The sequence below is a fragment of the Bradyrhizobium murdochi genome (genome assembly GCF_000472965.1).
Lineage (GTDB): Bacteria > Pseudomonadota > Alphaproteobacteria > Rhizobiales > Xanthobacteraceae > Bradyrhizobium > Bradyrhizobium murdochi.
The window spans coordinates 110,698-130,213 of the sequence record NZ_AXAU01000014.1 but is presented as its reverse complement, the minus strand read 5'-3'; the positions used below and the strand labels follow the sequence as shown (position 1 = coordinate 130,213).

Here is a 19,516-nt window from a genome sequence, read left to right as displayed (position 1 = left end):
TATCAGGAGATTGCAGTGCCTTTCGATTTGATCCTGCGCGGCGGCCGAGTGATCGACCCCTCCCAGAAGCTCGACGCCGTGACGGATGTCGCCTTCGCCGGCGGCAAAGTGGTCATGATCGGAAGCGATCTCAAGGCCGATCCCGGAACCGACGTCCGCGACGTGTCAGGTTACATCGTCACCCCTGGTTTGATCGATCTGCACACCCACGTCTATTGGGGCGGCACTTCGCTCGGCATCGATGCCGAGGAGTTCTGCCGCACCTCCGGCGTCACCACGGCTGTTGATACCGGCAGCGCCGGCCCGGGCAATTTCGCGGGCTTCCGCAAGCACGTCATCGAGCCGAGCCAGGTCCGCATTCTCGCCTATCTGCACGTCTCCCACGCTGGCATCTACGGCTTCTCGCGTCGGGTCATGGTCGGCGAGAGTGAGGAGATGCGGTTGATGAACCCGATTGACGCGGTCGCGGTTGCAGGGGCCAACCGCGACCTCATCGTCGGCATCAAGGTGCGGGTAGGGCTCCACGCCTCGGGAACCTCGGGGATCGTGCCGCTCGACATCGCGCTCGAGGTCGCTGAGGAAGTTGGTATGCCGCTGATGGCGCATATTGACCACCCACCACCGAGCTACGAGGAGGTGCTCGCCCGCCTGCGTCCGGGTGACGTACTCACCCATGCATTCCGGCCGTTTCCCAATACGCCCGCCACCGCCCAGGGCACGGTGAAGAGGGTGGTACTGGAAGCGCGCGAACGTGGCGTGTTGTTCGACATCGGCCACGGCAAGGGCTCATTCGCCTTCAAGACCGCACGCGCAATGCTTGCCAACGGCTTCTATCCCGACACCATTTCCTCTGATGTCCATGCCCTATGCATTGACGGGCCGGCCTTTGATCAGGTGACGACCATGTCCAAGTTTCTGTGCATGGGCATGGCGCTCCCGGATGTGGTCGCAGCTTCGACGGTCAATGCGGCGATGGCGCTGCGGCGCCCCGAATTAGGCAGCCTCAAGCCGGGAAGTGCGGGAGACGCCACCCTCATCTCGGTCCAGCAAGGCCAGTTCGACTATGTCGACGTCGTCGGCGAGCATCTGATCGGGGATCGCAAGATTGTGTCTGAGGGCGTCGTCATTGCTGGCCATTGGTGGCATCCGAAGCAATCGTCGAAGTTCGAACGGCTCGCAGGTTAGGCAGAAGCGCAAATGCATGTGACCGCGCGAAAATGTGATCGCTCGAAAGTGCTTCCCGTGTGAGCAGCCGGAAACTGGCAGGAGAGCGAGCGGGCCGTGCTGGCATACCGCTTGCAAGCAAAAGGAGACTGATTGGCATCGGTTTGGCTGGCCCGCTTCACCTCATGTGGCGTCGAACCTCCGGCCAATGAATTGGCCGGAACTGCCATGACAACTCAAGACTGGGAGAACTCCATGGATCGCAGGACTGTGTTGAAAGGATTGGCCGGGATGGGCAGCCTGTCGGTGGCGAGCGGCCTTTCGATGCCAGCTCTTTCCCAAGGCGCTGCCGCGCGCACCCTGCGCTTTGTGCCGCAGGCCAATCTCGCGAATTTCGATCCCATCTGGGGGACCCAGTATGTCGTGCGTAACGCCGCTGCGCTGGTGTGGGACACGCTTTACGGCCTCGACGCCACGCTGCAGCCGCAGCGCCAAATGGTCGAGTCCGAGGAGGTGTCCGATGACGGTCTGGTCTGGACCTTTCGGCTACGGCCGGGTCTGAAGTTTCATGACGGCGAGCCGGTGCTCAGCAAGGATGTGGTGGCGAGCCTGATGCGCTGGTCGGCGCGCGATCCCATGGGCTTGATGATCAAGGCGATCCAGAACGAGCTGACCGCTGTCGATGACAGGACCTTCAAATGGGCGCTGAAGGTGCCTTATCCGAAGATGCTGCTGGCGTTGGGCAAGAACAGCACACCGTGCGCCTTCATCATGCCGGAGCGCATCGCGCAGACCGATCCGTTCAAGCAGATCCCCGAATATATCGGCTCGGGCCCGATGAAGTTCGCAAAGGGCGAATGGGTGCCCGGCGCCAAGGCGGTGTTCGAGAAGTTCGCCGATTACACGCCGCGGCAGGAGAAGGCGTCCTGGCTCGCGGGCGGCAAGCAGATGCTGGTTGATCGCATCGAATGGGTGGTGATCCCGGACCCTGCGACGGCAGCGGCAGCACTGCAGAACGGCGAGGTCGATTGGTGGGAGAGCCCCATCACCGATCTCGTACCGTCGCTCAAGAAGAACAGCAACATCAACGTCGACATCGCCGATCCCCTCGGCAATGTCGGTTCATTCAGGATGAACCACCTGCATCCACCCTTCAGCGATCTGAAGGTACGCCGTGCCGTGCTCACGGCGCTGAGCCAGGAAGACTACATGCGCGCGCTGGTCGGCGACGATACCGCGCTCTGGAAGCCGCTGCCGGGATTCTTCACGCCGGATACACCGCTCTACACGGAAGAGGGCGGCGAGATCTTGAAAGGCAAGCGTGATCTCGCAATGGCAAAGAAGCTGCTCGCCGAGAGCGGATATTCAGGCCAGCCGGTCACGTGCGTCGTGGCGCAGGATCAGCCGATCACTAAGGCGCAGGGCGATGTCACTGCGGATCTGTTGAAGCAAATCGGCATGAACGTCGACTTCGTTGCGACCGATTGGGGCACGGTCGGCTCCCGCCGCGCCCAGAAAACGCCGCCGGGCCAGGGCGGCTGGGGGATGTTTCACACCTGGCATGCCGGCGCGGATTGCATCAATCCCGCCGCCTACAACGCCATTCGCGCCAATGGCGACAAGGCATGGTTTGGCTGGCCCACAAGCGCGACCGTGGAAAAGGAAGTTTTGGCATGGTTCGACGCCAAGAATCTCGATGAGGAGAAGACCGCGGTCAAGCGCCTCAACAAGGCGGCACTCGAGGACGTGGTTTATGCGCCGACCGGCTTCTTCCTTAGCTACACGGCGTGGCGCAAGAGCGTCTCCGGTATCGCCAAGGGGCCGCTACCCTTCTTCTGGGGCGTGTCGAAGACGGCATGACGGCGCGGTGATCCCACATGGTCTCGTATATCCTTCGGCGTGTTCTCTCGACGTTGCCCGTGATGGGGATCGTCGCGCTGTTCGTCTTCAGCCTGCTCTACATCGCGCCGGGCGATCCTGCCGCGGTGATCGCAGGCGACCAAGCGAGCCCTGCCGACGTTGAACGCATTCGCCAGAGCCTCGGCCTCGACCGGCCGTTTCTGGTCCAGTTCGGGACCTGGCTCTGGCATATCCTGCATGGCGATCTCGGCACCTCGATCTTCACCAACCTGCCGGTCGCCTCGATGATCGCGCAGCGCATCGAGCCGACCTTCTCGCTGATGGCGATTACGCTCGTCCTGACCATCCTTGTCGCGGTGCCGCTCGGCGTGGTGGCGGCGTGGAAAGCAGGAAGTTGGGTGGACCGCACCATCATGGCGTTCGCCGTGTTCGCCTTCTCGCTTCCCGTCTTTGTCGTCGGGTACGTCCTTGCCTATGTGTTCGCGCTGCACTTCGATTGGCTCCCCGTGCAGGGCTACACGCCGTTGGCGGCGGGCCTTTGGCCATGGCTGCAGAACCTCATTCTTCCCGCCCTGGCCCTCGGCTCCGTCTACATCGCGCTGATCGCGCGTATTACCCGCGCCTCCATGCTCGAAGTGCTGCAGCAGGATTATGTTCGCACCGCCCGCGCCAAAGGCCTCGGGCAGCGCAACATCCTGTTCGTTCACGCGCTGAAAAACGCGGCCGTTCCAATCGTGACGGTGATCGGTATCGGCATTGCGCTACTGATCGGTGGCGCCGTGGTGACCGAAAGCGTGTTTGCTATTCCCGGCCTTGGCCGGCTGACGATCGACGCGATCCTGCGCCGCGACTATCCGGTCATCCAGGGCATCGTGCTGCTGTTCAGCTTCCTCTATGTGCTCGTCAACCTGATGGTCGACGTCACTTACACCTTGGTCGATCCGAGGATCCGCTATTGAGCATCTCCACCACCAGCACGGCACCGGTGCCGCCGGGCCTCGTCATTGCGCCGCAAATGCAAGACCTGCTGCTGCCGGTGGCCATCCGGCGCGGCGTGTTCGGCTTCCTGCGCAATCATCCAACGGTTGCGATCGGCGGCGCCTTGCTGCTCTGCCTCGTATTCGTCGGGATCTTCGCGCCCTGGCTCGGGACCGTCGACCCGACCGCGCTCGCGCCCGCCAGGCGTACACGATTGCCTTCTGCGGATTTTTGGTTCGGCACCGACGCGCTGGGTCGCGACATCTATTCACGCGTGCTTTACGGGGCACGGGTCTCGCTAACCGTAGGCTTGTCGGTAGCCGTACTGTCCTCGCTCGCCGGTCTCGCCATTGGCCTCGTCTCGGGTTTCGTGCGATGGGCGGACAGCATCCTGATGCGGTTCATGGACGGGTTGATGTCGATACCGCCGATCCTGCTCGCCGTCGCATTGATGGCGCTGACACGCGCGAGCGTCGGCAACGTCATCCTGGCCATCACGATTGCCGAGGTCCCGCGCGTCTCGCGGCTGGTGCGCAGCGTCGTGCTGTCGCTGCGCGAGCAGCCCTATGTGGACGCTGCCACAGCCTCCGGCACGCGAACGCCGATGATCATCCTGCGCCACATCCTGCCCAACACGCTGGCGCCGATGCTGGTCCAGGCAACCTATATCTGCGCGAGCGCCATGATCGTGGAATCGATCCTTTCTTTCATCGGCGCCGGCACGCCTCCCACCATTCCGTCCTGGGGCAACATCATGGCCGAGGGCAGGGCGCTGTGGCAGGTCAAGCCCTACATCGTATTCTTTCCCGCCGCGTTTCTGTCCGTCACCGTGCTCGCCGTCAACCTGCTTGGCGACGGCCTGCGTGATGCGCTCGATCCGCGAATGGCAAAAAGCCTCTAGAGAATGATCCGGAAAAGTGCGTACCGATTTTCCGATGGGGTTCTGATCTGATGGCGTTGCTTGAAGTCGAAAATCTGCAGACCCATTTCCGTACCCCCGAGGGTATCAATCGGGCGGTCGACGGCGTCTCCTTCCATGTCAACGAAGGCGAGACGCTGGCCATCGTCGGTGAGTCCGGCTGTGGCAAGTCGGTCACCTCGATGTCGCTGATGCGGCTCATCGCCGAGCCCCCGGGCAAGATCGCGGGTTCGATCCGCTTTCAGGGCAAGGATCTGCTGCAATTGTCCGAACGCGAGATGCGCGCGATTCGCGGCAACGACATTTCGATGATTTTCCAAGAACCGATGACGAGCCTTAATCCGGTGCTGACGGTCGGCCGCCAGATCGGCGAGACCCTGCGGATGCATCAGGGGCTCGACAAGCAGGCGGCCGAGGCGCGCGCCATCGAGATGCTGACATTGGTCGGCATCCCGGAGCCTGTGCGGCGCGTGCGCGAATATCCGCATCAGCTCTCCGGCGGCATGCGCCAGCGCGTGATGATCGCCATGGCGCTCGCCTGCAATCCAAAGCTCCTGATTGCCGACGAGCCGACCACGGCGCTTGATGTCACGATCCAGGCCCAGATCCTGCAACTGATGCTGGACCTAAAGCGCCGCGTCGGCGCAGCGATCGTTCTGATCACCCATGATCTCGGGGTGGTCGCTGAGATCGCCGAGCGCGTTATGGTCATGTATGCCGGCCGCAAGGTCGAGGAGGCGCCGGTGGCTGAGCTGTTTCGTTCGCCCCGTCATCCCTATACACAGGGCCTGCTCGGCGCCGTGCCCAAGCTCGGCTCGTCGCTGACAGGTGCGGCGCGGCGGCTCGCCGAGATTCCTGGCCAGGTGCCTAGCCTCAAGGGACGGATCGAGGGCTGTGTCTTTGCCGGGCGCTGTACGCTGGCGACCGATCTCTGCCGGCAGGTTGCCCCGGGTCTCGAAGAGAAGGGACCCCGCCATATCGCCGCCTGCCACTACGCGCGCAAGGAGGCGGCTGCGGCATGAGTTCCCCGCTGCTCCAGGTCAACGACCTCAAGAAACATTTTCCGGTCCGCGGCGGCGTGTTCAGCCGTAAGTCCAACTGGGTCTATGCCGTGGACGGCGTGTCCTTTGAGGTCGAGCGCGGCGAGACCCTTTCCCTCGTCGGCGAGTCCGGCTGCGGCAAGTCGACGGTCGGCCGGGCCATCCTGCGCCTATTCGACATCACGGGCGGCCAGGTGGTGCTGGATGGCCAGCGCATCGACGATCTTTCACCCGGAGGGCTGCGCAGCATGCGCCGCCGCGTGCAGGTGGTGTTCCAGGATCCGTTCTCCAGCCTCAATCCGCGCATGCGCGTACGCGATATTCTGGCCGAGCCGATCCGCAATTTCGGCCTCGCCAAATCTGCCGCTGAACTCGAGGCGAAGGTTGCGGCGCTGATTGACACCGTCCGCCTGCCGCGCGACGCGCTGGGCCGCCGGCCTCACGAATTCTCGGGCGGCCAGCGCCAGCGCATCGGCATCGCCCGGGCGCTTGCCGCGGAACCCGAACTGATCGTTTGCGACGAGGCGGTCTCGGCGCTCGACGTCTCCGTCAAGGCGCAGATCGTCAACCTGCTGCAGGATCTGCAGCGGGAGTTCGGCCTTGCGCTGCTCTTCATCAGCCACGATCTGGCGATCGTTGAGCACATGACGCACCGAGTTGCCGTCATGTATCTCGGCAAGATCGTCGAGATGGCGGGAAGGCAGCAAATATTCACCGCGCCGAGGCATCCCTACACCAAGGCTCTGCTGTCGGCTGTGCCGGTGCCGGAGCCCGGGGCCATTCGTAACCCGATCATCCTGAAGGGCGACGTGCCAAGCCCGATCAATCCGCCCAGCGGTTGCCGCTTCCACACCAGATGTCCATTCGTGTTCGATCGCTGCCGGACGGAAGAGCCGGAGCTTCGGTCGATCGAAGGCGGTCGATGGGTGGCGTGTCATCTCGAAGCGCTCCCGGGACAGAATTGATGTGCGTCACGCGGACTGTCTCTGGAATTGACTTCGAGTGGACCAAAATTTTAACTGCTGGCTTCGATTGAGCCGAATAGGACTCCGATCTCCACAGACTGCTTCATCTTCATGCAAGCACCGCCTTAAATGGAAGCATCCAGAAAGTTATCCATGCGCGTCATCAATGTTGCTGCCGCCCAGTTGGGGCCGATCCAGAAAGCTGACAGCCGCGAAGCCGTCGTCAAGCGCATGATCGCGCTGATGGATGAAGCCAAGGCGAAGGGCGCTGATCTGATTGTCTATCCGGAGCTCGCCCTCACCACGTTCTTTCCTCGCTGGTACATGCAAGATCAAGCGGAGGTCGACACGTGGTTCGAACGCGAGATGCCGAATGCTGCGACGAGGCCTTTGTTTGAGCGGGCCGCCCATCACCAGATTGCAATGAATTTTGGCTATGCCGAACTGACGCCGGATGGGCATCATTTCAACACCTCTATCCTCACCGACAAGTCCGGAAAAATTGTCGGCAAGTACCGCAAGGTTCATCTGCCCGGCCATGCGGAGTTCGATACGAAACGCGCGTTCCAGCATCTGGAGAAGCGCTACTTCGAGCCAGGCGATCTCGGTTTCAACGTCTGGCGCGCCCTCGGCGGTATCCTCGGCATGGCCGTCTGCAACGATCGGCGCTGGCCGGAGACCTATCGCGTGATGGGCCTGCAAGGCGTCGAGATGGTGTTGATCGGCTACAACACGCCTTCGGTTAATGCCGAGAAGCCCGAGGAGGGGCCCGAGAAGCGGCTGTTCCACAACCGGCTCTCCGCGCAAGCCGGCGCTTACCAGAACTCGACCTGGATCGTATGTGTTGCCAAGGCCGGCGTCGAGGATGGCCACCCCTTGATCGGCGGTAGCCTGATCGTGGATCCGGACGGCGAGATTGTCGTCGAGGCCAAGACCGAGGAGGACGAACTGCTGGTTCATCCCTGCGATCTCGACGCCACGATCTTCGGCAAGAACACGATCTTCAATTTCGCGCTCCACCGTCGCGTTGAGCATTACGGCCTGATCACGAGCCGCACCGGCGCGGTGCCACCTCCGGAAAACTAGATGTCCGGCATCTCCTTTCGCGAACTCGATCCGCACGACCGATACAAATTGCTGTGCGGGGTGGTCGTGCCGCGACCGATCGCGCTGGTCACGACGCTCGACGAGAACGGCAGCGTCAACGCGGCTCCGTTCAGTTTCTTCAATGTCTTCTCAGAGGATCCGCCTCTTCTGGTACTCGGCCTGCAACACAAGGCCGATTGCAGCCCAAAGGACACCACGCGCAACATCCACCGCAGCGGGCAATTCGTCGTGCATTTGGTCGACGAGGCGCTGGCCGCAGCCATGAACGACTGCGCGATCGACTTTCCCTCCGGTGACAGCGAAGTGGAAGCGATGGGGCTGAAGACACTGCCGTCGATCGATATCGACGTGCCGCGATTGGCCGAGGCACCTTTCGCGCTCGAGTGCCGACAACATGTCGCACTCGCCTTCGGGCCCGGCCGCGAACTTCTTGTCGGCGAGGTGCTGCGCCTTCACGCGCGCGAGGGTCTGATCGACCAGGAAAAGATGTATGTCGATTTCGATGTCTACCGACCGATCGGGCGCTTGTTCGGCAACCTCTACGCAGCTCAGCGCGATACCTTCGCGCTGACCCGCGAAAGCCACGCGCAATGGCTCGCGCGTAACGGAACGGCCGAAACCTCCGACCAAAGTCAGTGATGCGAAAACTGCACCGTGCCCAACGCCATGGTAACGGCCGCCTGGGTCGGGTCGATCACCGGAATCCCGAGCGCCTGCTCCAGCGGCCGGCGATGACGCGCCATGCCGGCACAGCCCATCACGATGGCGCCGGAACCGTCTTCGTCCTTGAGCGCGCGTCCGACTTCGATCATTTTGGCGAGCGTTCCTTCGCCCGACGCAGTCTCGGCCACGCTCATGTTGAGCGGCCGTTCCCTGGTCAGGCGATCCATCAGGCCCATCTGCCTGAGGTAACGGACATGGCGGCGGATCGAGCGCTGCGCAATTGCAATGACGCCGAAGGTTTCAGCGCGCGCCAGCGCCGTCAGCACGCCGCATTCGGCGATGCCGAACACGGGCCGGTCGGTTGCTTCGCGGCAGACATGCAGGCCTGGATCGCTGTAGCAGGCAATGACGAAGGCGGCCGAATGGTTGTCGCCTTCGACGAGGCGGCGCAGCGGCATCGCCACGCCATCCACATCCGCCTGGCTCTCGATCCCGTAGGGACCCTCGGTCAGCGTTTCGCAGACGATCTCCGGTCCGCCCTCGAAGCCGAGCGGCTTCAAGGCTTGCTCCAGCCCTTGTGTCACGAGCTGATTGGAATTGGGATTGATGACGAGAATGCGTGGCCGGGACATGGTATTTTCCTGCGGGATGACGCGTCGGTTGATGCTGCGAGACCGGCGCGCAACGAGACGACAATGGAAGCAATGACCATGCCATCCAGCGATGCATGGTCCACTGTCTGCTGCGAAAGCGCAAGGGAGTGTAGCGGCACGATCTGTGCTTTCATCCGCAACTGAAAGACTTAGAAATCATAGCTCAATACCCGGGGATTTGCCATGACCGAGCCAGCCTACGACCTTCTCATTCGTGGCGGACGCGTCGCGACCGTAAGCGACGTATTCGAGGCCGACGTCGCCATTTCCGGTGATACGATCGTCGCGATCGGACGCGGGTTATCCGGAGCGCGGCGGGAGATCGACGCGCGGGGCAAGCTGGTTCTGCCCGGCGGTGTTGATAGCCACGCCCATATCGAGCAGTTGTCGGCCGCAGGCATCATGAACGCCGATACGTTCGAGAGTGCGACCGTCTCGGCAGCCTTCGGCGGCACCACCACGGTGATTTCCTTCGCGGCGCAGCACGTCGGCATGAAGCTGCCTCAGGTGCTCGAGGAGTATCACGCGCTCGCGCGAAAGGGCGCCGTGATCGACTATGCCTTTCACATGATCATCGCCGATCCGACCAGGGAAACGCTGGAAGCGGATCTGCCCGCGCTGATCAAGCAGGGCCATGGTTCGATCAAGATCTTCATGACCTATGATCGCCTGAAAATCGACGACGAACCGCTGCTCGACATTCTGCTTGCGGCGCGCGACGGCGGTGCGATGCTATGTGCACACGCCGAGAACCATGGGATTATCTCCTGGATGGTGAAGCGGCTGCTGGCGCGCGGCTATACCGATCCGAAATATCACGCCATCAGTCATGCCCGCGTCTCGGAAGCGGAAGCCTTCAACCGGCTGATCGGCATGGCAGCACTGATCGACCAACCGATCATGATCTTTCACGTCTCGACAGCCGAAGGCGCCAGGGTGATCCGCGATGCGCGCGGTCAGGGGCTGAAGGTATTCGCGGAGACCTGCCCGCAATATTTGTTTCTCACCGCCGACGATCTCGACAAGCCCGGCGTGGAAGGCGCCAAATGGATGTGCAGCCCGCCGCCGCGTCGCGCCGGCGACCAGGAAGCGCTGTGGCAGGCGCTTGCGCTCGGCGATCTCCAGACCGTTTCTTCCGACCACGCGCCCTACCGGTTCGACGAAACGGGCAAGCTGCGCGCCGGCCCCAATCCCAATTTCAAGCAGGTGGCGAACGGTCTGCCCGGCCTCGAAGTCCGCTTGCCGCTGCTGTTCGATGCGATGGTTTCGAAGGGTCGATTGGGTCTGGAAAAATTCGTCGAACTGACCGCGACTGCACCTGCGAAGATCTACAATTTGCATCCGCGCAAGGGTTCGATCGCGGTCGGCGCGGATGCGGATATCGCGATCTGGGATCCGGCGCGCGAGGTCACGCTAAGTGACGCGATGATGCACGATCTCACCGGTTACACGCCGTTCGCCGGTCGTAAACTGCGGGGCTGGCCGGTCACCGTGCTATCGCGCGGGCGCGTCATCGTGGCGGAAGGCAAGCGTTCGGTCGAGGCGGGCTACGGACGTTTCCTTCCGCGCGCGGGAGGCGAGGCTGCGAAACCGACCGGGCGCCTGATGCCAGACATGGATCCCGAGCAGAATTTTGGCGCGACCCTGCTGTGATCCGTCCGCCGCAATGTCGGATTGAGCGATGAGAATTCTTGTCTTCGGCGGCACCGGTTTCGTCGGGCTCAATATCGCTGCGGCACTGCTGGGCCGCGGTCACGCGGTCACAGTGTTTGACCGCGCCGGGGTGCCGCCTGAAGCAAGGAAGGATTTTACCCTTCATGGCGATCGGCTGACGGCGATCCAGAGCGATGTCACAGATAGCCAAGCCGTGGAAGCGGTGATCGCGTCGGGTTATGACGCCATCATTCTGGGAGTCGCGATCACCGCCGGACCGGCGCGGGAGGCGAGTGATCCCGAGACCATTTTACGGATAAACCTGCTGGCTCAGACGCCGATCCTGATCGCGGCGCGAAGAAACGGCGTTAAGCGCATCATTAATCTGTCGTCCGCGGCAGCCTACGGGGCGAGCGCATTCCGGAACGTGTTGCTCGATGAAGAGACGCCCTGCGATCCGGTCTCACTTTACGCCATCACCAAATTCGCTTCCGAGAAGGTCGCTGCGCGCTTGGCCGATCTCTGGCAACAGGAGATCATCAGCGTGCGGCTGAGCGCCGTGTTTGGGCCGTGGGAGCGGGGTAACGACGTGCGCGACACGCCAAGCCCGCAGGCGCAGATTCTGAATGCGATGCAAGACGGGCGTGAGGCTGTTCTGTCGCGTCCGGGCCTCAGGGACTGGATCTATGCTGTGGATATCGCGGAGGCCGTGACATTACTGATCGAGGCCGTGAAGCCGAAGCATCGGCTCTACAACATTTCAACCGGCGTGGAATGGTCGGCGTTGCAATGGGGCCAGGAGCTTGCCGCGTTGCATTCGGGCTTCGTTTGTCGGCTGACCGATTCCGGTGAGCTGGCAACCGTCGACCTGCATAGTCCGGCCGACCGGGCACCGCTCTCGATCGCGCGCTTGGTAGAGGAGTTCGGCTGGCGCGCGCGGTTCGGCTGTGCTGACTCGGCTGCCGACCTGAACCGTTGGTGGACTGAGCATCGAGGGGGAAACCTGACATGAGACTGGCAGGGCGGACCGCGATCCTGACCGGCGCCGGCTCCGGCATTGGCCGGGCCAGCGCGGTGCTGTTTGCGAAAGAAGGCGCGTTTGTCGGGCTGGTTGATCGCGATAGTGCAGGTTTGCAGGAGACGCTGGCTACGATCGAGGGCGCCAAAGGCGAAGCATCGCTCCATGTCGGCGATGTCGGCGAGGCCGATTTCGCGAAAGATACCGTGGGCGATGTCATAGCGCGGCGCGGTCGGCTCGATGTGCTGATGGCTGCTGCCGGCTTTTCCTGCGGCGGTACGGTGCTGACCACCGATCCCGTCGATTGGGACGCAGTGTTCCGCACCAATGTCGGCGGCACCTGGCTTTGGTCGCGCGCAGCGGTGCCACAGATGCAGCGGCAGGGTGGCGGCTCGATCATCACGTTGGCATCGCAGCTCGCGATCGCCGGCGGCAAGGCCAACAGCGCCTATATCGCCGCGAAGGGCGCCATCATCAGCCTGACCCGGACGATGGCGGTCGACTTCGCAACCGATGGCGTCCGCGTCAATGCGATCGCGCCGGGGGCCATCGACACGCCGATGCTGCGGCGCAGTTTTGCCCGTCACGCCGAGCCCGAGCCGGTGCGCGAAGCCTCGCGCAACCGTCACGCCATGAAACGGTTTGGCAAAGCGGAAGAGGTGGCCGAGGCCGCGCTCCATCTTGCCAGTGATGCGTCTTCCTTTACGACCGGCACCGTGATGGTGGTCGATGGCGGCTGGCTTGCGGCATGAACAACGCCCTTATCGCTCTCGAAGCCCAAGTTCGCGCCGATCTTGCCAAGACTGCGCATCCGAATGCTGCGTGGCTTACACCCAGGCTCGGGCCGGACGGCAGACCGGCACTGGACGTGCTCGTAGTAGGCGCCGGGCAATCAGGTCTCGCGACGGCGTTTGGGCTGATGCGCTCGCAAGTGAGCAATATCCTCGTGCTCGACAAATCCGAGAAGGGAAAGGAAGGGCCGTGGCTCACCTATGCCCGCATGCACACGCTGCGCAGTCCGAAGCATTTCACCGGGCCTGATCTTGATATTCCAAGCCTGACCTACCAGTCCTGGCACGAGGCGCGCTTCGGCGCGGAAGATTGGCGGAATCTCGACCTGATTTCGCGCGAGCTTTGGGCGGAATATCTGCTCTGGTTCAGGCGCGTCCTGAATCTGCCGGTGCGCAATGATTGCGAGGTCATCGAGATTTTGCCCACGGCCGGTGGATTGCTCGCGGCCAAGGTACAGACCGCTGATGGTGTTGATATTGTCTTCGCGCGCAAGATCGTGCTGGCGACGGGGCAGGAAGGCATGGGCGACTGGACCGTTCCGGAGCCGTTGCGCCATTTGCCATCGTCAGTGTGCGTGCACGCGGCGCAGCCGATCGACTTCGCGGGCTTGCGCGGAAAAAGGGTTGCTGTGATCGGCGCCGGCGCCTCGGCCTTCGACAATGCCGCGACCGCACTGGAGGCTGGCGCGGCCGAGGTGGATCTGTTCTGCCGCAGGGTGGAAATCCAGGTGATCCAGCCGTACCGCTGGCTCACCTTCCGTGGCTTCCTTCGCCATTTTTGCGATCTGGATGATGCCTGGCGCTGGCGCTTCATGCGCGCCGTTCTGGAGATGCGGGAGGGCTTTCCGCAGGCGACCTACGACCGCTGCGCCCGCCATCCCAATTTTCATCTTCAGGAGGGGGCACCGATCGAAGCCGCCAGGGAGACGGCTCGCGGTGTCGAATTGCAGACGCCACGGGGCGTGTTCGCAGCCGACTTCGTGATTTGCGGCACGGGTGTCGACATGAATTTTGCGGGCCGGCCCGAATTGCGAAACTGCGCCGCCAACATTGCGACCTGGGCCGACCGCTACCAGCCGCCGCCGGACGAGCGTAGCCCGCGGCTTGGGCGTTTTCCCTTTCTCGCTGATGACTACGCGTTGATGGAGCGCGTCGCCGCCGAAACACCCTGGATCGCGAACATTCATGTCTTCGCGATTGCTTCCACCATGAGCTTCGGTGCTTCGGGCTCGTCAATCAATGCGATGACTACGGCTGTGCCGAAGCTGGTGCATGGGTTGACACGCGGCCTGTTTCGCGCGGACATCGAGCGGCATTGGGCTTCGTTCAAGGCGTATGACGTGCCGCAGGCGGTCGTCGCGCGGCAAATGCGCGCTACGGGTGAGGAACGGTGAACGGTCTTCGCTGCCGCTGGGAAGCTTGGCTCATACCTACTATGCTTGTGCCTCCGACGGTTCCGGTTGGCATATCCCTTGCTTTAAGTTGATGTTCTCTCTCAAAAATAAGCTTGGCAAAACAGGGAATAGGTCCGATGAGCGTTACAGGGTCCAGGCGTCTGCTTATGGTGGTCGCCTCTATCGCGTTGTCACTGGCGGCTGGATCGGTGCAGGCGCAAACGCGCTCCGAAACATTGCGCTACGTGACCGGAGCATCCGTCAATACGCTCGATCCGAATATTCCGGGTTCGACCCGTGAAGCCTTCGCGGTGAGTCTGAGCACTTACGACCGGCTGGTTTCCTTCGGCCGCAAACAACTCAACGGCAAATGGGTGTTTGATCTCGGCAAGATCACGGGGGAGCTAGCGGAATCCTACGATGTCAGCCCGGACGGGTTGAAGATGACGTTCCGCCTGCGCAAGGACGCCAAGTTCCAGGATGGCACGCCGGTGACCGCGGAAGACGTCAAATGGTCACTTGATCGCGTCGTCACGGCGCCGGTTCTCGGCAAGGCACAGCTCCTCACGGGATCGATGACATCGGCTGACCAGTTCAAGGTGATCGATCCTCTGACCATCGAGGTGACGCTGCCGAAGCCGGACAAGCTTGCGCTGCCCAATCTTGCCACCGTCTATCCCATCATCTTCAACTCCAAGGTCGCCAAGGCCCATGCCACGGCAGATGATCCCTGGGCATTGGCATGGTTGAAAGAGAACACGGCGGGCAGCGGCGCCTACAAGATCGAGAGCTTCAAGCCAGGTGAACAGGTGATCATGGCGCGCAACGCGGCGTGGAATCGCGGCACGGCCGACAAATCGGCATTCTTCAAGCGCGTCATCGTGCAGTCGGTCCCGGAGCCAGCGACACGCGCCAATCTGGTCGAGCGCGGCGACGCCGATCTCGTCATCGATCTGCAGGCGAGCGACGTCCAGTCGCTTGAGGCAAAGGGCAAGCTGAAGGTGATCTCGACGCCCCAATACAATGCCGTCACTTTCGTCTCGATGAACAACCAGATCCCGCCCTTCGACAATGTCAATGTGCGCCGTGCCGTCGCCTTTGCGCTGCCCTACGACGACATGTTCAAGGCGGCGCTGTTCGGCCGCGGCTCGCCGCTGTTCGGCGCGACATGGGCGGATGGCAAACCATCGAGCGGCGCCTATCCGATTCCGCAGCCGGTGAAGCTCGACCTCGAAAAAGCCAAGGAGTATCTGAAAGCAGCAGGCATGCCTGACGGCTTCTCGACCACGTTCAGCTTCAATGTCGGCCAGGCCTCGACCGCCGAACCGATGGCCGCCCTGGTGAAGGAATCGCTGGCCAAGATCGGCATCAAGGTTGATATCCAGAAGCTGCCGGACGCCCAGATGTCGACGCAGATCAATGAGAAGAAGCTCCCCTTCTTCACCGAGGGCATCGTCGCCTGGCTGCCGTCGACCGACTATTTCTACCGCAACTTCTACACGGGCAATCAGCGCTGGAACTACTCATCGATCAACAATCCGGACCTGGTGGAGATCGCGCAGAAGGCTCGTTTCGAACCCGATGCGGCCAAGTATGAGGAAGACGGCGTAAAGCTCAACGCGATCCATTTCAACGAGATACCGCAGATACCGCTCTGGCAGCCCAGCCAGGACGCTGTGATGGCGCCTTCGGTTGAAGGCTACACCTACCAATTCCACCGCCAGGTCGACTATCGCGATCTCAATCGCAAGTAAGCGGTCAGCACGATGCCAGCCCTTGGAGCAACGGTAATACGGGCGGGCAGGCGCTTCCTGTCCTCGCTGCCGGCGCTCTTTGGCGTGCTCGTCTTCACCTTCCTCTTGATGCGGGTGTTGCCGGGCGATCCGGCGGTGTTCTTCGCTTCCGGGCCGAATGCCGGCAAGGAGGAGATCGAGATCATCCGCAAGCAGATGGGCCTCAACAAGCCGGTGCCGGAACAACTGATGCTGTATCTCTATGATGTCGGCAGCGGCAATCTCGGCAGATCGATGATGACCGGGCAGTTGGTCACGAAAGATCTGCGCGAGCGGCTGCCGGCCTCGCTGGAGCTCACCTTCACGGCACTGCTGATCGCCCTGGTGACGGCGGTGCCGCTCGGTGTGCTGGCGGCGCTGAGGCCGGGCTCCATCATCGATCACGGCGTCAGGTTTTTCTGCGCGCTCGGTGTCTGCGTGCCGACGTTCGTTTCGGGCCTGTTGCTGATCTATGTCTTCTATTATCTGCTCGGGCTCGCGCCCGACCCGACCGGCCGGGTCGATATCTTTGCGTCACTGCCGCCAAGGCGAACCGGTTTCCTGTTGATCGACTTCCTGTTCGCAGGCGATTTCGATGGATGGTGGGCCGCCTTCAGGCAACTGATCTTGCCGGCGCTGAGCATGGCGCTGTTCGTGGTGGCGCCGCTGGCGCGCATCACGCGGGCCTCGATGCTGGTCTCGTTGGGCAGCGATTTCGTGCGCACCGCGCGCTCCGTTGGCCTTCCCTGGTGGCGGGTCGTCGTCACCTATGCGCTGCGCAACGCCATCCTGCCGGTCATCACCATCGCAGGCATCGTGTTCTCGACTATGCTCGGCGCCAATGTCCTGGTGGAGAAGGTGTTCTCCTGGCCGGGCGTCGCCTCCTACGCGCTCGATGCGTTGCTCTCTTCCGATTATGCACCGGTACAGGGTTTTGTGCTGCTGATGGCCACCGTGTTTGTGATCGTCAATCTGCTGGTGGATATCCTTTACGGCATCGCCGATCCACGGGTGACAATCGGATGACCTCAGCGACGCTTCGCCATGCCGGCTGGATCCTGCGCGGCAACCCGCTCACCGCCGTTGCCGCTGTCGGCGTCTTCCTGCTTGCGCTGATCGCCATTTTCGGGCCGTGGATCGTACCGTATGATCCGATCGCATCGAACGTGTCGCAGGCCCTGATGCCGCCGAGCGCGGCGCACATCGCCGGCACCGATCAGCTCGGCCGCGATGTGTTCAGCCGCCTTATCGTCGCCGCCCGGCTCGATCTCGCCATCGCCGTCTCTGCAGTCGGAATCTCCTTTGCCATTGGCGCCGTGATCGGCGCGATCTGCGGCTATACCGGTGGCCGGCTCGACCGCGGCGTCGGCCGCTTCGTCGACGTCGTGATGGCCTTTCCGCTTTTCGTGCTGGCAATGGCGATGGTCGCGGCACTCGGCAACCGGGTGGAGAACATCGTTATCGCGACCGCCATCATCAATCTGCCATTTTACATCCGCTTTGCGCGGGCGGAGGTGAATGTCCGTCGCAATGTCGGCTGGGTCGAAGCGGCGCGCGCCTGCGGCGACAGCCACCTTTCGGTCGTGCTGCGCTTCCTGCTGCCGAACGTGCTGCCGGCCATGGCGGTACAGATATCGCTCAATCTGGGCTGGGCGATTCTCAACGCTGCCGGACTTTCCTTTATCGGTCTCGGCGTCAAGCCGCCGACGCCGGAATGGGGCATCATGGTTGCGGAGGGGGCGCGCTTCATTTCCACCGGCAAATGGTGGCTGGTCGCCTTTCCGGGCCTGGCGTTGATGCTGACCGTGCTGTGTTTCAACCTGCTCGGCGACGGGGTGCGCGATATTCTCGACCCCCGCATGCGAACATGACCCAGTCGCTGCTGGCATTAAACGACCTGCACGTCACTTTCTCGACGCGGCGTGGCCTTGTCGAGGCGGTGCGTGGTGTCACGCTGTCGCTTGGCGAGGGTGAGATGCTCGGCCTCGTCGGTGAGAGCGGTTCGGGCAAGTCCGTCACTGGCTTTGCGATCACGCGGTTGCTCGATGCGGCCGGGCGGGTCACGGCAGGCGACATCCGGTTTCGCGGGCAGGAGATCACGCGGATCTCGGCGGGCGATTTCCGCCATCTGCATGGCGCGGCGATGGCGATGATCTTCCAGAACCCGCGTGCCGCGCTCAACCCGATTCGTGCCGTCGGCGACCAGATCGCCGATGCGATTACGGCCCATAAGCGAATGCCGCGAGATCAAGCACGCGCGCAGGCGCTGGAGCTGCTGCGTGCCGTGCAAATCCGTGATGCCGAAAAGCGGATGGCCGCTTACCCGCACGAACTCTCCGGCGGCATGTGCCAGCGCGTCATGATCGCCATGGCGATTTCCTGCAACCCGGCGCTGCTGATCGCCGACGAGCCGACCACCGGCCTCGACGTCACGACGCAGAAGGTCGTGATGGATCTTCTCACCGGGATCGCGGCCGAGCGTGGCATGGCGACCATCCTGATCACCCATGATCTCGGTCTCGCTGCCCGTTACTGTCGTCGCGTCGTGGTGATGGAGCAGGGCCGACTGGTCGAGGAGGCCGAACCGAAGACTCTCTTCCACGCGCCGCAGCACCCTTACACCAAACGCCTGGTAGCAGCTTCGCCCACGGCGAGCTCGCGTATCGCGGATCTGGTACCGGAAGAGGAAAGGGGGCGGCAATTTGCGGCGCCCGTCGCGCCCCGGCCGCAGCCGGCGCCGGGTACGCCGCCGTTGCTGGAGGTGCAGAAACTCGCCAAGCGGTTCGATCAAGGCGCCGCGGCGGTGGCAGACTTTTCCATGACGATCAGCGCCGGCGAGAGCGTCGGTCTGGTCGGCGAATCAGGCTCCGGCAAGAGCACGACGTCGCGCATCATCTGCCGGCTGATCGATCCGAGCGAGGGCGAGATCGCGTTCGAGGGACAGTCGATCGGCCATATCCCGGCCCGCGATTTTCACCGGTCGCTGTTTCGCAAGGATATCCAGATCGTCTTTCAGGATCCGAATGACAGCCTCAACCCGCGGTTCACCGCCTTTGACTGTATCGCCCATCCGCTGCTGCGGCTTGGCGGCATGCGCCCGGGCGACGCGTTGCGGCAGCGGGTGGAGGAGTGCGCGCAGCGCGTGGGACTGGGGATCGAATTGCTGACGCGCTTCCCGCATCAGCTTTCAGGCGGCCAGAAGGCCCGCATCGGCATCGCTCGCGCTATCGCCTGCCGGCCGCGGCTGTTGGTGCTGGACGAGCCGACGGCAGCGCTCGACGTCTCTGTGCAGGCGGTGGTGCTGCAACTGCTCGACCGGTTGCGGCGCGAGGATGACTTGGCCTTCCTCTTTGTCAGCCACGACCTCAACGTCGTTCGCATGATGTGCGATCGGACCATCGTTCTGCAAAACGGCCGCATCGTCGAACAGGGCGAGAGCCGGACGATGTTCGACAATCCGAAGACCGCTTACACACGCGAGCTGGTCGATGCGGTGCCGCATATCGAGCCAGGGCTGGCCGCGTTCGCGACCTGAAATC

Annotated in this window: 17 protein-coding genes; 16 read left to right on the top strand and 1 reads right to left on the bottom strand. The window is 62.7% G+C overall.

What is annotated here, in order from left to right; genetic code table 11:
- Positions 1-15: 15 nt before the first annotated feature.
- The 8 genes from YUO_RS0124710 (at position 16) to YUO_RS0124675 (ending at position 8,672) form a co-directional block, all read left to right on the top strand.
- On the top strand, positions 16-1,185 hold the full coding sequence (locus YUO_RS0124710; RefSeq protein ID WP_028349689.1) for an amidohydrolase/deacetylase family metallohydrolase: 1,170 nt from the start codon (positions 16-18) through the stop codon (positions 1,183-1,185).
- 234 nt (positions 1,186-1,419) lie between these two features.
- Positions 1,420-3,024 carry an ABC transporter substrate-binding protein gene (locus YUO_RS0124705; protein ID WP_028349688.1) on the top strand — a complete coding sequence of 535 codons (1,605 nt, stop codon included), beginning with the start codon at positions 1,420-1,422 and terminating at the stop codon, positions 3,022-3,024.
- A 17-nt stretch (positions 3,025-3,041) separates the two neighbouring features.
- Complete coding sequence (locus YUO_RS0124700) at positions 3,042-3,983, top strand: ABC transporter permease (RefSeq protein ID WP_028349687.1); 942 nt, start codon at positions 3,042-3,044, stop codon at positions 3,981-3,983.
- A 56-nt stretch (positions 3,984-4,039) separates the two neighbouring features.
- A complete protein-coding gene (locus YUO_RS0124695; protein WP_198028085.1) occupies positions 4,040-4,903 on the top strand; it encodes an ABC transporter permease in 864 nt (287 codons plus the stop codon).
- Positions 4,904-4,953: 50 nt separating this feature from the next.
- Positions 4,954-5,943, top strand: a complete 990-nt coding sequence (locus YUO_RS0124690; RefSeq protein WP_028349685.1) for an ABC transporter ATP-binding protein — start codon at positions 4,954-4,956, stop codon at positions 5,941-5,943.
- Positions 5,940-6,926 carry an ABC transporter ATP-binding protein gene (locus tag YUO_RS0124685; RefSeq protein ID WP_028349684.1) on the top strand — a complete coding sequence of 329 codons (987 nt, stop codon included), beginning with the start codon at positions 5,940-5,942 and terminating at the stop codon, positions 6,924-6,926. The genes YUO_RS0124690 and YUO_RS0124685 overlap by 4 nt, the downstream gene beginning before the upstream one ends.
- Before the next feature lie 153 nt (positions 6,927-7,079).
- Positions 7,080-8,012 (top strand): N-carbamoyl-D-amino-acid hydrolase, encoded by a 933-nt coding sequence (locus tag YUO_RS0124680; protein ID WP_028349683.1) that lies wholly within the window; start codon positions 7,080-7,082, stop codon positions 8,010-8,012.
- Entirely contained in the window at positions 8,013-8,672 is a 660-nt protein-coding gene (locus tag YUO_RS0124675) for a flavin reductase family protein (RefSeq protein WP_028349682.1), read from the top strand.
- Here the strand turns inward: YUO_RS0124675 and YUO_RS0124670 are convergent.
- Entirely contained in the window at positions 8,666-9,328 is a 663-nt protein-coding gene (locus YUO_RS0124670; protein ID WP_028349681.1) for an aspartate/glutamate racemase family protein, read from the bottom strand. The two genes, YUO_RS0124675 and YUO_RS0124670, sit on opposite strands and share 7 nt — an antisense overlap.
- Before the next feature lie 204 nt (positions 9,329-9,532).
- Here YUO_RS0124670 and hydA point away from each other — a divergent pair, with 204 nt between their 5' ends.
- The 8 genes from hydA (at position 9,533) to nikE (ending at position 19,512) form a co-directional block, all read left to right on the top strand.
- Positions 9,533-11,002, top strand: a complete 1,470-nt coding sequence (gene hydA, locus YUO_RS0124665) for a dihydropyrimidinase (protein ID WP_028349680.1) — start codon at positions 9,533-9,535, stop codon at positions 11,000-11,002.
- A gap of 28 nt (positions 11,003-11,030) precedes the next feature.
- The gene (locus YUO_RS0124660; RefSeq protein ID WP_028349679.1) at positions 11,031-12,014 is read left to right on the top strand and encodes an NAD-dependent epimerase/dehydratase family protein; all 984 of its coding nucleotides are present in this window, start codon (positions 11,031-11,033) and stop codon (positions 12,012-12,014) included.
- Positions 12,011-12,772 carry an SDR family oxidoreductase gene (locus YUO_RS0124655; RefSeq protein WP_028349678.1) on the top strand — a complete coding sequence of 254 codons (762 nt, stop codon included), beginning with the start codon at positions 12,011-12,013 and terminating at the stop codon, positions 12,770-12,772. The genes YUO_RS0124660 and YUO_RS0124655 overlap by 4 nt, the downstream gene beginning before the upstream one ends.
- The gene (locus YUO_RS0124650) at positions 12,769-14,205 is read left to right on the top strand and encodes an NAD(P)-binding domain-containing protein (protein ID WP_028349677.1); all 1,437 of its coding nucleotides are present in this window, start codon (positions 12,769-12,771) and stop codon (positions 14,203-14,205) included. The genes YUO_RS0124655 and YUO_RS0124650 overlap by 4 nt, the downstream gene beginning before the upstream one ends.
- A gap of 137 nt (positions 14,206-14,342) precedes the next feature.
- Positions 14,343-15,959, top strand: a complete 1,617-nt coding sequence (locus YUO_RS0124645; protein WP_028349676.1) for an ABC transporter substrate-binding protein — start codon at positions 14,343-14,345, stop codon at positions 15,957-15,959.
- A gap of 12 nt (positions 15,960-15,971) precedes the next feature.
- Positions 15,972-17,003 (top strand): ABC transporter permease, encoded by a 1,032-nt coding sequence (locus YUO_RS0124640; protein ID WP_028349675.1) that lies wholly within the window; start codon positions 15,972-15,974, stop codon positions 17,001-17,003.
- Positions 17,000-17,848, top strand: a complete 849-nt coding sequence (locus tag YUO_RS0124635; RefSeq protein WP_028349674.1) for an ABC transporter permease — start codon at positions 17,000-17,002, stop codon at positions 17,846-17,848. Before YUO_RS0124640 ends, YUO_RS0124635 begins: the two co-directional genes overlap by 4 nt.
- The gene (gene nikE, locus YUO_RS0124630) at positions 17,845-19,512 is read left to right on the top strand and encodes a nickel ABC transporter ATP-binding protein NikE (protein ID WP_028349673.1); all 1,668 of its coding nucleotides are present in this window, start codon (positions 17,845-17,847) and stop codon (positions 19,510-19,512) included. Before YUO_RS0124635 ends, nikE begins: the two co-directional genes overlap by 4 nt.
- The last annotated feature ends 4 nt before the right edge of the window (positions 19,513-19,516 follow it).

Excerpts from the sequence above, each read along its gene's own strand:
- YUO_RS0124705 (WP_028349688.1), top strand. The coding sequence starts at position 1,420 with ATGGATCGCAGGACTGTGTTGAAAGGATTGGCCGGGATGGGCAGCCTG.
- YUO_RS0124700 (WP_028349687.1), top strand. The coding sequence starts at position 3,042 with ATGGTCTCGTATATCCTTCGGCGTGTTCTCTCGACGTTGCCCGTGATG.
- YUO_RS0124695 (WP_198028085.1), top strand. The coding sequence starts at position 4,040 with ATGCAAGACCTGCTGCTGCCGGTGGCCATCCGGCGCGGCGTGTTCGGC.
- YUO_RS0124690 (WP_028349685.1), top strand. The coding sequence starts at position 4,954 with ATGGCGTTGCTTGAAGTCGAAAATCTGCAGACCCATTTCCGTACCCCC.
- YUO_RS0124685 (WP_028349684.1), top strand. The coding sequence starts at position 5,940 with ATGAGTTCCCCGCTGCTCCAGGTCAACGACCTCAAGAAACATTTTCCG.
- YUO_RS0124680 (WP_028349683.1), top strand. The coding sequence starts at position 7,080 with ATGCGCGTCATCAATGTTGCTGCCGCCCAGTTGGGGCCGATCCAGAAA.
- YUO_RS0124675 (WP_028349682.1), top strand. The coding sequence starts at position 8,013 with ATGTCCGGCATCTCCTTTCGCGAACTCGATCCGCACGACCGATACAAA.
- YUO_RS0124670 (WP_028349681.1), bottom strand. The coding sequence starts at position 9,328 with ATGTCCCGGCCACGCATTCTCGTCATCAATCCCAATTCCAATCAGCTC.
- hydA (WP_028349680.1), top strand. The coding sequence starts at position 9,533 with ATGACCGAGCCAGCCTACGACCTTCTCATTCGTGGCGGACGCGTCGCG.
- YUO_RS0124660 (WP_028349679.1), top strand. The coding sequence starts at position 11,031 with ATGAGAATTCTTGTCTTCGGCGGCACCGGTTTCGTCGGGCTCAATATC.
- YUO_RS0124655 (WP_028349678.1), top strand. The coding sequence starts at position 12,011 with ATGAGACTGGCAGGGCGGACCGCGATCCTGACCGGCGCCGGCTCCGGC.
- YUO_RS0124650 (WP_028349677.1), top strand. The coding sequence starts at position 12,769 with ATGAACAACGCCCTTATCGCTCTCGAAGCCCAAGTTCGCGCCGATCTT.
- YUO_RS0124645 (WP_028349676.1), top strand. The coding sequence starts at position 14,343 with ATGAGCGTTACAGGGTCCAGGCGTCTGCTTATGGTGGTCGCCTCTATC.
- YUO_RS0124640 (WP_028349675.1), top strand. The coding sequence starts at position 15,972 with ATGCCAGCCCTTGGAGCAACGGTAATACGGGCGGGCAGGCGCTTCCTG.
- YUO_RS0124635 (WP_028349674.1), top strand. The coding sequence starts at position 17,000 with ATGACCTCAGCGACGCTTCGCCATGCCGGCTGGATCCTGCGCGGCAAC.
- nikE (WP_028349673.1), top strand. The coding sequence starts at position 17,845 with ATGACCCAGTCGCTGCTGGCATTAAACGACCTGCACGTCACTTTCTCG.